Origin of the sequence: Actinomyces sp. 432 (assembly GCF_009930875.1) — a bacterium.
Taxonomy (GTDB): Bacteria; Actinomycetota; Actinomycetes; order Actinomycetales; family Actinomycetaceae; genus Actinomyces.
Genome location: NZ_CP025249.1, coordinates 2441510 through 2456176, shown reverse-complemented (window position 1 = coordinate 2456176; position 14667 = coordinate 2441510). Strand labels below are relative to the sequence as shown.

13 protein-coding genes and 1 pseudogene are annotated in these 14667 nt (G+C 69.5%); 9 read left to right on the top strand and 5 right to left on the bottom strand.

Going from position 1 to position 14667, the window contains the following annotated elements; translation table 11 throughout:
- Positions 1-18 precede the first annotated feature (18 nt).
- The 5 genes from CWT12_RS10260 to CWT12_RS10240 are packed head-to-tail and all read right to left on the bottom strand — an operon-like array spanning position 19 to position 4604.
- The gene (locus tag CWT12_RS10260) at positions 19-732 is read right to left on the bottom strand and encodes a response regulator transcription factor (protein WP_237564143.1); all 714 of its coding nucleotides are present in this window, start codon (positions 730-732) and stop codon (positions 19-21) included.
- Positions 729-2000 (bottom strand): sensor histidine kinase, encoded by a 1272-nt coding sequence (locus tag CWT12_RS10255; protein ID WP_161924722.1) that lies wholly within the window; start codon positions 1998-2000, stop codon positions 729-731. Before CWT12_RS10255 ends, CWT12_RS10260 begins: the two co-directional genes overlap by 4 nt.
- Positions 2000-2830 (bottom strand): ABC transporter permease, encoded by an 831-nt coding sequence (locus CWT12_RS10250; protein WP_237564142.1) that lies wholly within the window; start codon positions 2828-2830, stop codon positions 2000-2002. Before CWT12_RS10250 ends, CWT12_RS10255 begins: the two co-directional genes overlap by 1 nt.
- A complete protein-coding gene (locus tag CWT12_RS10245; RefSeq protein WP_161924721.1) occupies positions 2827-3585 on the bottom strand; it encodes an ABC transporter permease in 759 nt (252 codons plus the stop codon). Before CWT12_RS10245 ends, CWT12_RS10250 begins: the two co-directional genes overlap by 4 nt.
- Positions 3582-4604 (bottom strand): ABC transporter ATP-binding protein, encoded by a 1023-nt coding sequence (locus tag CWT12_RS10240; RefSeq protein WP_374939171.1) that lies wholly within the window; start codon positions 4602-4604, stop codon positions 3582-3584. The genes CWT12_RS10245 and CWT12_RS10240 overlap by 4 nt, the downstream gene beginning before the upstream one ends.
- A 136-nt stretch (positions 4605-4740) precedes the next feature.
- Here CWT12_RS10240 and alr point away from each other — a divergent pair, with 136 nt between their 5' ends.
- The 9 genes and pseudogenes from alr to tsaD all read left to right on the top strand — a co-directional run bounded on the left by alr (position 4741) and on the right by tsaD (position 14666).
- Entirely contained in the window at positions 4741-6090 is a 1350-nt protein-coding gene (gene alr, locus CWT12_RS10235; protein WP_374939176.1) for an alanine racemase, read from the top strand.
- Entirely contained in the window at positions 6087-6650 is a 564-nt protein-coding gene (gene tsaE / locus CWT12_RS10230) for a tRNA (adenosine(37)-N6)-threonylcarbamoyltransferase complex ATPase subunit type 1 TsaE (protein WP_161924719.1), read from the top strand. The genes alr and tsaE overlap by 4 nt, the downstream gene beginning before the upstream one ends.
- A gap of 51 nt (positions 6651-6701) precedes the next feature.
- Positions 6702-7478: a tRNA (adenosine(37)-N6)-threonylcarbamoyltransferase complex dimerization subunit type 1 TsaB gene (tsaB, locus tag CWT12_RS10225; RefSeq protein WP_161924718.1), complete on the top strand. Its 777-nt coding sequence runs from the start codon at positions 6702-6704 to the stop codon at positions 7476-7478.
- Positions 7475-8014, top strand: coding sequence for a ribosomal protein S18-alanine N-acetyltransferase (gene rimI / locus CWT12_RS10220; RefSeq protein WP_442862529.1), 540 nt, complete (start codon positions 7475-7477; stop codon positions 8012-8014). Before tsaB ends, rimI begins: the two co-directional genes overlap by 4 nt.
- A 243-nt stretch (positions 8015-8257) precedes the next feature.
- Complete coding sequence (locus CWT12_RS10215; protein ID WP_161924717.1) at positions 8258-9061, top strand: succinate dehydrogenase cytochrome b subunit; 804 nt, start codon at positions 8258-8260, stop codon at positions 9059-9061.
- A 17-nt stretch (positions 9062-9078) separates the two neighbouring features.
- Positions 9079-11078 (top strand): annotated as a pseudogene (locus CWT12_RS10210) (fumarate reductase/succinate dehydrogenase flavoprotein subunit).
- The gene (locus CWT12_RS10205; RefSeq protein WP_086614064.1) at positions 11075-11848 is read left to right on the top strand and encodes a succinate dehydrogenase/fumarate reductase iron-sulfur subunit; all 774 of its coding nucleotides are present in this window, start codon (positions 11075-11077) and stop codon (positions 11846-11848) included. Before CWT12_RS10210 ends, CWT12_RS10205 begins: the two are co-directional and overlap by 4 nt.
- Before the next feature lie 237 nt (positions 11849-12085).
- Positions 12086-13573 (top strand): L,D-transpeptidase family protein, encoded by a 1488-nt coding sequence (locus tag CWT12_RS10200; protein WP_161924716.1) that lies wholly within the window; start codon positions 12086-12088, stop codon positions 13571-13573.
- Positions 13574-13619: 46 nt separating this feature from the next.
- On the top strand, positions 13620-14666 hold the full coding sequence (tsaD, locus tag CWT12_RS10195; RefSeq protein WP_161924715.1) for a tRNA (adenosine(37)-N6)-threonylcarbamoyltransferase complex transferase subunit TsaD: 1047 nt from the start codon (positions 13620-13622) through the stop codon (positions 14664-14666).
- Position 14667 lies beyond the last annotated feature (1 nt).

Below are 14667 nucleotides of genomic sequence, written 5' to 3'. Positions count from 1 at the left end.
TTTGCGGCATTGGCCCCTTCACTGGGACTCAATGTCACGCATGAGGATGACTAGCTGCACTCGGTCGCGCAGGTCCAGCTTGGCCAAGATACGGGTGACGTTCTTCTTCACCGAGTCGGTGGCGATGACCAGGCGCTGAGCGATCTCCGAGTTGGTCAGCCCCTGGGCCACGAGCTCGGCGACCTCACGTTCGCGTGGACTCAGCCGCTCGAGGCGCTCCTGGGCGGCGCGCTGCTGCGGCGAAGCGACGGGGCGGAAGGCATGGCGCCTGAGCAGCTCCCTGGTGATGCGCGGGGTGAGTACGGCGTCTCCGGAGGCGACCGCCCGGATCGCCTGATGCAGCTGCGCCGTGCGCGTGTCCTTGAGCAGGAAACCGGAGGCCCCAGCGGACAGGGCGCCGAAGGCGTAGTCGTCCTGGTCGTAGGTGGTCAAGGCGAGCGTCTTCACGGAGGGATGGAGCTGGCTGATGCGTGCAATGGCCTCCACACCGTTCAGGACGGGCATGCGGATGTCCATCAGCACCACGTCCGGGAGGGAGCGACGGTCCGTTTCCAGGTGCGTGAGCTGATCTAGTGCGTCTTGCCCGTCGGTGGCCTGGGCGATGACCTGTAGGTCTTCTGCCCGATTGATGATCAGCGATAGGCCCATGTGGGCGGCGCGCTGATCATCGACCACCATGACGGTGATGACCCTGCCGGTCTGGTTGATACGTGGGGCGGTGGATGGCCTCATGCGGCCTCCCGATGGGGGATGAGGGCCCGCAGCCGCCAGCCTCCGGGTCCGGGACCGGCGTTCAGGGTTCCGCCGGCCTCGCCCAACACATCCGCCAAGTGTGCGAGCCCATGTCCCGAGCTGCGGGGATTGACCGTTGTTGTCTCGGTGCCGGCGCCCAGGGTGGTCGGGCCGTCGTCGGACACGGTGACTTGGGTTAGCGCAGCGGCATGATCCAGGGAGATCACGACGCGCGTGGCCCCATCCGCATGCCGCATGACATTGGTCAGGGCCTCACGCACGACCGTGAAGACCAACGCTCCTGTTCCAGCGTCCTCGGGGCGATGCCCGGTCTCGGTCAGGGCGACGGCAATGCCAGTCCGGCGAACCGTGTCCAACAATCCGGACAGTCCCTCCCGGCCGTGCTCGGGCGCCACGGCGCCGGAAGTGTCGCGGTGGGAGCCGCCGTTAAGGGGTACCGGGTCAAGAGGGCCGGTTTCCACATGCGTGGGCTGGAGGGCGTTGACGGCGCGGCGCGTGTCGGCGAGTCCCTCGCGGGCAAGGGTGTTGATGACCTCAATGGCCTCGTCGACTTCGTCCCTGCCGGTTGCCCCCGCCAGTCCCTCCGACAGGGCGATGATGGCGGTCAGATCATGCCCCACCGAGTCGTGCAGCTCCCCGGCAACCCGTGCCTGGCGGCGGGCGGCGTCACGCTGCGCCGTCAGTCGATGCTCGGCGGCCTGGGCGGCGAGCTGAGCGTCGCCGTGTTCCAGGGCCTCCCGCCGGGCCCGTGAGATAGCCGCAGCCGCGATCACGGCCACGGAGAAGAAGATGTACGGCGTGAGTCGAGCGCTCAGCGGATATGCCAGACCCCTGAATGCCGGTGGCAGTACCCAGCCGACGAGCAGTGCCGACGCACCGATCAGGCGGTGGATCGTTCCGGCGCTTACGAACAGCGAATACAGGGCGACCAGCGGAGGCAGACTGAGAATCGCACCCGGACCCCACAGCTCCGCGGCGGCGGAGGCCATGGCAGTCAGGATCACCACCGCCAGCGGCCAACGCCGCCGCCCGAGCAGGGCAAGGACGACGAGCAGGCTAACCGCAGCCCACACACGTACTCCGGGCACCGGTCCCTCGGCCAGCAGATGAGCCAGCAGAACCAGCTCGAACAGCCCCATCCCGACGACGACGGCCCACAAGCCCAGCGCGCTGGTGCGCCACCAGGCGGTGAACCGATCGATCAGGGTTCGGGGCACCTGCGGCGCCCCCTGTGATGCGGCGGCCATCAGACGACCCTAGCAACGGCGCGGCGCAACGCCATTGTCCACACGCAGGTCCAGACGGCGCTCACCACGGCGGTGAAGAGGATCGAGCCCACGGAGGCAACGCTATAAAGATCTCTAGGGCTGCACGCCGCCGTCATGACCGACAGCGGGTAGTACGGGGCGAGCTGCGGAGCCAGCAGCACGAGGACGCTGCCGATCACGCTTCCCAGCAGCACCAGGGTCATGACGGAGGCGAAGGAAGTCATGATCACGCCGAGCCAGGCGACGAATACCTCGGTGGCGAATACGGCCAACGCGATGGGAATCCCCCGCAGCAGGAAGGGACCGATGCCCGCCAGATCGAACCCGAGCAGCAGCCCGGTGATGGTGAACTCCCCCAGGAGCACCAGCGTGGTCAGTAAGGCGACTTGCGCCATGTGCATGAGCTTGCCCAGCAGCATGGCACCCTGGAACCGGTTGGCGTGCATGCGCTGCCAGTTGCGGCCACCGTGCTCACCCGCGCAGATCTGAGCGATCAGGGAGCCTACCAGCAGGGGAAAGACCAGCATGGTTGTCAGCAGCGTCGCCTGTCCCCATACCGCCAGCCAGGTGACTCCCTGGTCAGCGAACTCCGCACGGTAGTCGAGGTAGTTACTTGCCCCGTTGGCCATGCCGACGCCGCACAGCGCTACCAGGGCCACCCAGTACCACGGCGCCTTGGCCTTGCGGTTCTCCCACCGCCAGGCCGCCCATACCGAAGGCGCCGCGGCGGTGGAACTCGGCGGCGGCGACGCGGGCGCCGGTGGGTGGGGCAGGGGCATGGCGAATGAAGGGGTGATCGCTGTGCTCATCGGTGGTTCTCCCGGTAGTTGATGACGAATCCGGCCAGCGCGCTCCAAACGGCCGCGGACAATACCGCCCACAGGGCGTTGAGCCAGGGGTGTTCGACCAGAATCACCGTTCCTGCCTGCTGCGACGCCTGTGAAAGCGGCGCCGCGGCACCGGCGATGCCCCACGGAAACAGCCAATCCACCGCTCCCAGGTGCATGAATGGCAGCGCGGAGCACAACAGTGATGCCACCGCTCCGACGCCCAGACCCACCGCCTGCTTGGACACATAGATCGCCAATATCAGTTGCGCCGCCATCGCGGCGACGCAGGCCGCGACCATGACGACGGCGATGGACCAGACCAGCTCCCGGTCCGTGGGGGTGGTCCGTAAGCCCATGCCCGGCCCGGCCAAGGCGATGAGTCCAAGCATCGCCAACTGGCCGACGGCGGCGGCGCAGGAGCCCAGGATCAGTTTCCCGCCGAACCGGGAGCGCTCGGTCTGGCCAAGGGCGGTGAGCAACTGGTCCATGCGCTCCTCGGAATCGACCGTGGCCAAACGGGACGCCAACAGTGCCGCAATGAGGGGAAGCAGCATGCTGGTCATGTTGATCGAGTCGGCCAGGCCGAGGCTCAGCAGGCGCATCTGCTCCACACCGGTTGCACGTGCTGAAAGCAGGCCCGCCGACCACAGCACCACCAGCCCGCCCAGGGCCGCCGCCATCAACCAGAAATGACGCCGTCGGAGCTTGCGCGACTCCATGACGATCGCGGTCATCGGTTGCCTCCTACCGCGGTGGAGGGAACAGCAGCGGTGGGCACCGGGAGCGACGGCGAACCGAGCGGATCGGTCAGCTCCAGGAATGCCTGCTCCAGTGTCTTGCGGACGGTCTGCACCCGGAACACGGTGCCGCCGCCGTGCACGATGCGAGTCACCAGCTCGCCCACCACGCCCTCGGGGAGCATCGGCGTGCGCACGGTCCGGCCATGAACCTGGTACCGGATGCGCTGCTCGGCGAAGAGGCCTGCGACACGCGACGGGTCGGAGACGGTGAAGTCGATGACCCCGGCATCCTGCAGACCGGCAAGCGGTCCCTGGTAGCGCAGCTGTCCGGCGCAGATGATGCCGACCACGTCGGCCATCTGCTCGATTTCGGACAGGATGTGGGAGGAGACGATGACGGTGGTGCCCTCTTGCCGGGCCAGGTCCACGATCAGCTCGCGGATCTCGGCGACGCCGGCCGGGTCCAGGCCGTTGGTGGGCTCATCCAGGAGCATGAGTGGTGGGTGGGCCAGCAGCGCCATGGCCAGTCCGAGGCGCTGTTTCATACCCAGCGAGTAGTCCTTGACCAGCTTCTTGTCCTGGCCGGTGAGCGATACTGTGGCCAGGGCGCGCTGGACGCGGTCACGGGGCAGGCCGAGGTAGTCGGACACCATGGCGAGGTTCTCCGGTCCGGTCAGCCGCGGATAGAAGGAGGGCCCCTCGATCAGGGATCCGATCGTGCCGGCGGGAAGCGGGGAGCGGGCGCTCACCGGGTGTCCGAGCACCTGCATGCTGCCGGAACTGGGACGGGTCAGCCCCAGCAGCAGCTTCATGGTGGTGGACTTCCCAGCGCCGTTCGGGCCCAGGAAGCCGTAGACGCCGCCGCGCGGCACGCGCAGGTCCACGTGGTCCACAGCGGGCGTGCCGCCGTAGATCTTTGTCAGGCCATCGGTGGACACGACCAGGTCGTGCATGTTCGCGGTGAGGTGCGCTGACCCTGCAGTCGGCGCCGCCCCATTCAGTGCTGTGCTCATGCCACTATGGGACCGCGCCGGGGTCTGCGCGCTCTCCTCCAGCGCCGCAACTGTCCCCCGTGGGGGACCACCCCTCGCCGACTCCAATCGGCTTCCCACCGCCGCATCCAGGCGCCGGAACGCTTGGAGTGGAACAATCGCCACCGTGAACGCGTCCACCGGCACTCCGCTTCCAGCGACGACATCCCGCGCCGTCATTGACCTCGACGCCATCGCCCACAACGCCCATGTGCTTGCCGCTGTCGGCGGCGTGCCCTGGATGGCGGTGGTAAAGGCCGACGCCTACGGCCACGGCATCGGCCCGGTGGCGCGCACCTGCCTGCGCGCCGGCGCAACCTGGCTCGGCGTTGCCCAGCTCGCCGAGGCCCTGCGCCTGCGCGCCCTGCTCGACGCCGCCGGCGTCGCCCGTCCTTCGCGCAATCCCGACTCCGTGCCCACGCCCGAGCGGCCCCGCCTGCTGTGCTGGCTGCTGCCCGTGCTCACCCCGGAGCAGGCCGCCGCGCCGGGCTCACCGCTGCGGGCGGCGCTTGCGTCCGGCCTGGACCTGTCGGTGTCCACCCGCGCCCAACTCGACGCGATTGTGGCGGCCGCCCGCGCCGAACTGGACGACTCTGCCGACGGCCAACCCGCACCAGGACCGGCCCGTATCCACCTCAAGGTGGACACCGGCATGTCCCGGGGCGGCGCCACTCCCACTGATCTGCCTGCGCTGGCCGAAGCGATCAAACTCGCTGAGCAGTCGGGAACCATCGCCATGGTCGGACTGTGGAGCCACTTGTCTCGCGCCGATGAGCCGGCCTCCGGTTCCACCGAGAAGCACCTGTCCCGCTTCCTGGCTGCCGAGCGTGTTGTGGCCGAAGCGGGGCTGAACCCGCGTGTGCGGCACCTGGCGGCCACCGCCGGCCTGCTCTGGCAGCCCGACACCCGCCTGGACCTGGTGCGCATCGGTATCGGACTGTATGGCCTGTCCCCGGACCCCGCCGTTGCCACCTCCGCGGCCCTCGACCTGCGCCCCGCCATGCGCCTGGAGGCGCCGCTGACCCAGGTCAGGCGCATCCCGGCGGGACAGGCGGTCTCCTACGGCGGCACCTGGCGCGCTCCCACCGACCGCTGGCTCGGCCTGGTCCCCCTCGGCTACGGCGACGGCATCCCCCGCGCCGCCTCCAACGGCGGTCCGGCCGCAGTCAACGGCATCCGCTCCGCCATCGTCGGCCGCGTGTGCATGGACCAGGTGGTCATCGACCTCGGCCCGGCCACCACCCCCGAGGGCGCCCCGGTGCCCCCGCCCGCCGCAGCCGGGGACACCGTCGTGCTGTGGGGCGCGGGCGACGACGCCACCACCCCCACAGCCGATGACTGGGCCCAGGTCTGCTCCACCATTAACTACGAGATCGTCACCCGCCTGGGTGAGCGCGTCCCCCGCGTGCTCACCGGCCGCGACGCCACCCGGCTCCCAGCCCCGCACTACCAGGAGACACGCGCATGAGCGTCGACGCCGCCCGGCCCGCGGGCCCGGCCGCCTCAATCAGCATCCCCACCGACTCCGCCGAGGCCACCCGGGCTCTGGGCGGTCGCCTGGCCTCGCTGCTCCGAGCCGGCGACGTCGTCGTACTCACCGGGGGACTGGGGGCCGGCAAGACCACCCTAGCCCAGGGGGTCGGTGCCGCCATGGGCGTGCGCGGGCGCATTTCCTCACCGACCTTCGTCATCGCCCGCGTTCACCCCGCCACGGGCGACGGGCCCGATCTCATTCACGTGGACGCCTACCGGATCTCCTCTCTGGAGGAGCTCGACGCCCTCGACCTGGACTCCTCCGTCGCCGACTCGGTCACCCTCATGGAGTGGGGGGAGGGCAAGGCGGAGGCGCTGTCGCGCGATCGCCTGGAGATCACCGTCGCGCGCCCCCACGGCGGACTGGCCGCACCCGCCGTCGGCCCCGGATCGGTCACCGACCTGGAGCAGGCCGACGACGGCCGCCGCACCATCACCGTCACCGCCGTCGGCCCCCGCTGGGCCGGCGTCGACCTCGGCCCGCTGGCCGGCTGACGCCCCGGCGGCCGATCGCACAGCCGGGATCACTCATCTAGGCTTGCGCCCGTGCGCATCCTCTCCATCGACTCATCGTTGGGAACGCAGCTGCTTGTAGCCGACGCCGCAGGCGGCGGCACTCCCGACGCAACCGCCGCCGGCATGGGCCTGAACATCCTGGTCGCGGCGCAGCAGGACAGCCCCCGCCGTCACGCCGAGTCCCTCGGCCCCATGCTCGCCGACGCGCTCGCCGACCCGGAGGTGGCCGCCGCCCCGCTCGACGCCGTCGTCGCCGCCACCGGTCCGGCGCCCTTCACCGGTCTGCGCGCCGGGCTGGTCACCGCCCGCGCCGTGGCACGCGCCCGCGGCATACCCGTCTACGGCGTCCCCAGCCTCGACGCCGTGGCCCGCACCGCTCTTGACGAGCTCGTGCGGCGCGACCGGGAAGCGGCAAGTACGGCCACCGTCCTGGTCGCCACCGATGCGCGCCGCAAGGAGGTCTACACCGCCCGCTACCGGGCCCGGGGCCGCGACGACGTCGAGCGCCTGGGTGAGTACGAGGTCCTCACCCCCGCAGCGCTGCGCGATCGCGAGAACAACGGCGTGCGGCCCCCCGCCGACGCCGTGGCCGGATCCGGGGCCGCCCTGTATCCCGAGCTGGTCGCCGGCCGTGAGGCGCTGGCCCTCGTCTCCGGTGACGCCGCGGCACAGGTGCGTGTCGCCCTAGCCCGCCTGGGTGTGCTTCCGAATTCTGAGGAGGAGGCGCTACGGGAGGCCGGGCTGGGCGTACAACCGCTCTACCTGCGGCGGCCTGACGTGCACATGTCCGCGGGGCCCGCCCGGTGAACCCGCCCGTATCCGCCGTGGGCTCCGCCCCGCCGGGGGTGCGGCTGCGTCCCATGACGCCCACCGACCTGGAGATGATCTCTCGCCTGGAGCCCGAGCTGTTCGGCGCTGAGGCCTGGAGCCCGGCCGCGCTCGCCGCCGAGCTGGACCGCACCACCGGTCCGGGTGCCGACCGCGCCTACCTGATCGCTGAGGCGACTGAGGAGCCCGCCGGTCACCTGGGCATCGTCGGCTATGCCGGCCTGTGGTACGGGGACGGCCGCGGGGACGCCGACCTGCTCACCATCGCCACCGTCCCCGCCGCGCGGCGTCGGGGAGTGGCCTCGGCCCTGCTGGAGGCGCTGGTGCGGGTAGCGGCGGAAGCGGGCTGCCGCGCCGTGCTGTTGGAGGTGCGCGCCTCCAACGCGGGTGCCCAGCGGCTGTACACGAACCACGGCTTCGCCCCGATCGGGCGACGGCGGCGCTACTACCTGGCGCCGGTGGAGGACGCCATCGTCATGCGTCGCGGCCTGCAGGACGCCGCGACGGGCGCCTGAAGCTGCAAGGGGCCTGTGCGGAGTGCGGGAGATTCCCGCGGGCCCTGATATTTGTCTGACAATGATGTGACGAAATGGGGGCGTCCGCGGGCCGCGGCAGGTCGGATGCGGCCGCTCGGCGGAGGCCGATTGCCGCACGCAGACTCCAGGTTTTCCGCGTCGTAGCAAGGATGTCTTATATCTGCTCAAGAGTGGCGCGGAGGATTGGGACCAAGGGCTGATGGTGGTTCGTAAACTGCTGCCGTGGTCAAAACGTCTGCTCCCCCCAAGAAGAAGGCCGCGTACACGACGACGGTCTTCATTAAGCGCCTGATGGCCTGGTCGGGCATCGTCTTCATCGTCTATCTGGTGCTGCACGCCTACGGCAACACCCACTACTTCGACGGTGAGATGGCCTATGACCACTACGCGGTCTGGCTGCGCACCCTGCTTGAGCCCCTCATGCCCTACGGCGGCGTGCTGTGGATCCTGCGCGCTGTACTCCTGGCGTGCCTGCTGGCGCACGCGGGTAGTGCCTTCCACCTTTGGTACCGCAACCGCAAGGCCCGCGGGAATGACAAGTACGAGGTCAAGAAGCCGGGAGCCGACTACTTCGCCTCCCGCTACGCCATGCGCACCATGCGGTGGGGCGGTGTCATCCTGCTGCTGTTCATCATCTGGCACATCCTGCAGTTCACCACCCTGACGCTGACCCCAGGCGGCGAGTACGTCCACGGGCGCGCCTACGCCAACATGTACTACGGCTTCCAGCTGTGGTGGGTCTACCTGATCTACCTGGTGGCGCTCGCGGCCCTGTGCCTGCACGTGTGGCACGGCGTCTGGTCGGCGCTGCAGACCCTCGGCGCCACCCGCGGCAACACCGTCCCCCTCATCCGCCTGATCGCCTTCGTCGTTGCCTTCGGCCTGTTCGCCGTGTTCATGTCCGTGCCGACGGCGATCCTGTTCGGCTGGGTCGACGCCCCGATGGCCGCGGCCGACTACTACCCCCAGTTCTGCGACGCGATCGGCTCGGCCTCCGAGCAGTTCGCCCACTGCGCCGCCCACTGATCGAGAGCGAGTGAATGATGACTGAACTCATCGAAGGCCTGTACCTCGAGGGCGAGAAGATCGCCGACACCAAGGCGCCGCACGACGTCCCGATTGCTCAGCGCTGGGAGCAGCGCAAGTTCAACGCCCAGCTGGTCAACCCCGCCAACCGCCGCAAGCTCGACGTGATCGTGGTCGGCTCCGGCCTGGCCGGCGGCGCCGCCGCCGCGTCACTGGGGGAGCAGGGCTACAACGTCAAGTGCTTCTTCTACCAGGACTCCGCCCGCCGGGCGCACTCCATCGCCGCCCAGGGCGGCATCAACGCCGCGAAGAACTACCGCAACGACGGCGACTCCGTCTACCGCCTGTTCTACGACACCGTCAAGGGCGGTGACTACCGCGCCCGGGAGGACAACGTCTACCGGCTGGCCGAGGTCAGTGCCAACATCATCGACCAGTGCGTCGCCCAGGGCGTGCCCTTCGCCCGCGAGTACGGCGGCTTGCTGGACAACCGGTCATTCGGTGGCGTGCAGGTCTCCCGTACCTTCTACGCCCGCGGCCAGACCGGACAGCAGCTGCTGATCGGCGCCTACCAGGCCCTGGAGCGGCAGGTCCACGCGGGCACCGTCAAGGAGTACCGCCGCCACGAGATGGTCGAGCTGATCGTGATCGACGGCCGCGCCCGCGGCATCGTGACCCGCGACATGGTCACCGGTGAGATCGACACCCACCTGGCTGACGCCGTCGTACTGTGCACCGGCGGCTACGGCAACGTGTTCTTCCTGTCCACCAACGCCATGGGCTGCAACGCCACGGCCATCTGGCGGGCGCACCGCAAGGGCGCCTACTTCGCCAACCCCTGCTACACGCAGATCCACCCGACCTGCATCCCCAGTCCGGCGACTTCCAGTCCAAGCTGACCCTGATGAGTGAGTCGCTGCGCAACGACGGCCGCATCTGGGTGCCCAAGAAGGCCGAGGACTGCGACAAGGACCCGCGCGACATCCCGGAGGAGGACCGCGACTACTACCTGGAGCGCATCTACCCGGCCTTCGGCAACCTGGTCCCGCGCGACATCGCCTCCCGGCAGGCGAAGAACATGTGCGACGAGGGGCGTGGCGTCGGCCCCGCCATCAAGGAGCGGGACGCGCAGGGCAACGAGCGCATGATGCGCCGCGGCGTCTACCTGGACTTCTCCGAGGCCATCGGCCGACTTGGCCGGGACGCCGTCTCCGCCCGCTACGGGAACCTGTTCGAGATGTACCAGCGCATCACGGGAGACGATCCTTACGAGGTCCCCATGCGCATCTACCCGGCGGTGCACTACACCATGGGCGGACTGTGGGTCGACTATGACCTGGAGTCCAACATCCCGGGCCTGTACGTGGCCGGCGAGGCCAACTTCTCCGACCACGGCGCGAACCGCCTGGGGGCCTCCGCCCTCATGCAGGGGCTGGCCGACGGATACTTCGTGCTGCCGGACACGCTCAACGACTACCTGGCGGACATGCTTCGCGAGGGCAAGGCGGATCCGGACGCCCCGGAGGTAGCCGAGGCCCGCAGAAGTGTGGAGGACCGCATTGAGCGGCTCATGGCGCTGCGTGGTACCCGCTCCGTGGACGACTTCCACATGGCGCTGGGCCGCATCATGTGGGAGTACTGCGGTATGGAGCGCCGCGACGAGGGACTGCGGGAGGCGATCCGTCAGATCCGCGCCCTCAAGGAGGAGTTCTGGCGGGACGCCCGCGTCACCGGCGAGGCCATGGAGCTCAACCAGGCGCTGGAGAAGGCGGGCCGACTGCTCGACTTCTTCGAGCTGGCCGAGCTGATGTGCATCGACGCCCTGCACCGCCGCGAATCCTGCGGTGGTCACTTCCGCGCCGAGTCCCAGACCCCCGAGGGCGAGGCGCTGCGCCACGACGACGAGTTCCTCTACGTGGCGGCCTGGGAGTGGGGCGGCGAGAACCAGCCCCCGATCCTCCACAAGGAGGACCTCATCTACAAGGACATCGAGCTCAAGCAGCGGAGTTACAAGTGAACATCAAGCTGAAGATCTGGCGCCAGAAGAACCAGAACTCGGAGGGCCACTTCGAGGAGTACTCGATGACTGGCATCGAGGAGCACATGAGCTTCCTCGAGGTCCTCGACCTGCTCAACGAGCAGCTCTTCGCCGAGGGCAAGGAACCCGTAGCCTTCGACTCGGACTGCCGTGAGGGCATTTGCGGGCAGTGCGGCGTGGTCATCAACGGGCAGGCCCACGGGCCGATCCGCTCCACCACCTGCCAGCTGCACATGCGCCACCTGGCGGAGGACCCCTCCTTCAAGGACGGTTCCACCATCACCATCGAGCCCTGGCGCTCCACGGGATTCCCGGTGCTCAAGGACCTGATCGTGGACCGCTCCGCGCTGGACCGCATTGTCCAGGCCGGCGGGTACATCTCGGTCAACACCGGCGCCGCCCCGGAGGCGCACTCCGTGCCCGTGCAGAAGGACAAGGCCGACGCCGCCTTCGAGGCCGCCGCCTGCATCGGCTGCGGCGCCTGCGTGGCTGCCTGCCCGAACGCCTCAGCCATGCTGTTCACCGGCGCGAAGATCTCCCACCTGGGCCTGCTGCCGCAGGGCCAGCCGGAGCGCCTCGCCCGCGTGGTCAACATGCTGAACCAGCACGATGCCGAGGGCTTCGGCGGCTGCACCAACATCGGTGAGTGCGCGGCCGTGTGCCCCAAGTCGGTGCCGCTGGAGGTCATCACCCGGCTGAACCGCGACCTCGGCCACGCCCTGTGGAAGGGGCAGAAGGCCACCGCCTGAGGCGCTCGGCTCCGGCTGAGGCCCCACACTCGCGCCGCGCAGCAGCTCAGCTCAGAGCTGCTGCGCGGCGTCGTATGAATCAGGGCGGGCCGGACACCCCTGTGCACGGGCGATAACGCCGGGCGGCGTGCTTCCGGGCGGCGTGTGCCACAGCGGCTGCCGGTGGCCTCCCACAGGTGACGGCTGTATCGTTACTTTCTCCCCGTCAGGCTCCGTTACACTTCCTTGGCCGGAGGTATGGTGAAGAGGTTCCCGCAGTGGCGACGCGATGACGCTGCGCATACGCCCAGACATGCAGCTAACAGTCTGCGCGCCCGCAGGCGAGTGCTGTCACTGCTGCTTGCGCTCGTCCTGGCGGCCCCGCTGGCCGGAGTCTCAGGGCACGCCGCCTACGCGGCCGACCTCGCCCCCGCCGGAACCAGCATTGGCGGGCAGAGCGTGGCCGGCATGACCCGTGATGAGGTCGCCGACGTCGTCGCCACCCGGGCTGCCAGCACCACTGTCTCCGTCACCGTCGCCGGGCAGACCGTCGAGGTACCGCTGGATCAAGCAGGCGGCCGCGTCGACGCATTGTCCCTGGCCGATGCCCTGGTGGACGGTGGCGATATCGCGCAGTCGGTGTCCTTCGCCCTCGTGGACCACGCCGGGGCGGCTCCGGCTGTCTCTGTGGACGCTGAGGCCGTGGCTGCGCTCGCTGAGCGCATCAACACCCAGGTGGGTACTCCGGCAGTCAACGCATCCATCCAGCCCAGCGCCGACGGGGACGCCTTTGAGGCTGTCGCCGGCAGCGACGGGAGGGGCGTGGACCTGGCCTCACTGACAGCATTAGTCGAGTCCGCCGCCACCACCCTGACCTCCCAGAGCACGCAGCTGCCCCTGACCGACGTCGCCCCGAGCGTCTCCTACGCCGCTGCCGAGGCGGCAGCGGCCGACGCCGACGCGCTCATCGCTCCCGAGGTGACGGTCACCGGCGCGGGGGAGACCATCCAGGCCGATGCCGCCACCCGCGCCTCCTGGGTGGGCACGACCGCCGTCGACGGCGAACTTGTTGCCGTGCTGCTGAAGGAGAGCGTCGCCGCCTGGGTTGACCAGGCGGCCGCCTCGGTCGAACTGGACCCGATCAGTGCGATCGATAACGTCGACGCCGACGGCAACCTGCTCGAGCCCGCCAGGCCCGCCCAGGCGGGCCTGGAGGTCACCAACCGCGATGCGGTCACCGACTCCATCATTGCCGCCTTGGAGGCGCACGACTCCTACAGCGGTGAGCTGGCCGTACAGGAGGTGGAGGCAGACGCTGAGCAGCGGGTGGTCTCCTCCGGCACTGACCGCTTCGCCTACGCCGCCGAGGCCGACGAGAAGTGGATCGACATCAACCTCACCGACTCCACCATCACCGCCTATGAGGGCTACGAGCAGGTGCACGGCCCGGTTCTCATGAACCACGGCGGCCCCGGGAATGAGACCATCACCGGCACCTACGAGGTATACCTGAGCTACGCGAAGCAGGACCTGGGTTGCAGCGCCGGCTGGTCCTACTGCCAGAAGGACGTCGCCTGGGTGACCTACTGGCAGGGCAACTACGCGATCCACTCCGCCCCCTGGGCCAAGTACTTCGGCGTCGGGGCCGACGCCGGCTCGCACGGCTGCATCAACCTGCCCGAGGACGAGGCCCACTGGTACTACGACTGGGCCGAGACCGGCACCACCGTAGTCAGCCACTACTGACCGGCCCTGCCCCACCCGGGCTGCGGGCGGGCTACGCTTGGGCGCCGTGAGTGAACCACTGATCCTCGGCATCGAGTCCACCTGCGACGAGACCGGCGTCGCCCTGGTGCGTGGCCGTGAACTGCTCGGCGACGTCGTGGCCACCTCCATGGACGAGTACGCCCGCTTCGGCGGCATCATCCCCGAGATCGCCTCCCGCGCCCACCTGGAGTCCTTCCTGCCCACCCTGGACGCCGCGCTGGAGCGGGCCGGAGTGGATCTGGGCGACGTTGACGCCATAGCCGTCAGCGCCGGCCCCGGGCTGATCGGCTCCCTCACCGTCGGCGTAAGCGCCGCCAAGGCGCTGGCCGCGTCCCTCGCCAAGCCCATCTACGGCGTCAACCACGTCATCGGGCACATTGCCGTCGACGAACTCATCGACGGGCCCGCGCCCGAGCACTTCATCGGCCTGATCGTCTCCGGCGGCCACTCCAGCCTGCTGGACATCCACGACCTGGCCACCGACGTCGTCGAGCTGGGCGGCACCCTCGACGACGCCGCCGGGGAGGCCTTCGACAAGGTCGGCCGCCTGCTCGGCCTGCCCTACCCGGGCGGCCCGCACGTCGACCGGCTCTCGCAGCAGGGAGACGTCGAGGCGATCCGCTTCCCCCGCGGACTGGCCGCCGCCAAGGACCGTGAGCGCCACCGCTACGACTTCTCCTTCTCCGGGCTGAAGACGGCGGTCGCCCGCTACGTGGAGTCCATGGCGGACGCCGGCCAGGAGGTGCCCGCCGCAGACGTGTGCGCCGCCTTCTCCGAGGCGGTCAATGACTCGCTGACCGCAAAGGCGGTGCGCGCCTGCCAGGACACTGGCTGCGACACCCTGGTGATCGGCGGTGGCTTCTCCGCCAATTCGCGGCTGCGGGCGCTCGCGGCGCAGCGCTGCGAGGCGGCCGGCATTACCCTGCGGCTGCCGCCGCTGAAGTACTGCACGGACAACGGCGCCCAGATCGCCGCCCTGGGCGCGGCGGCCGTGCGCGCGGGAGTGGAGCCGAGCCCCATGGACTTCGGCCCCGACTCCGGCATGCCCCTGGACATCCCCGTGGCCCACTGAG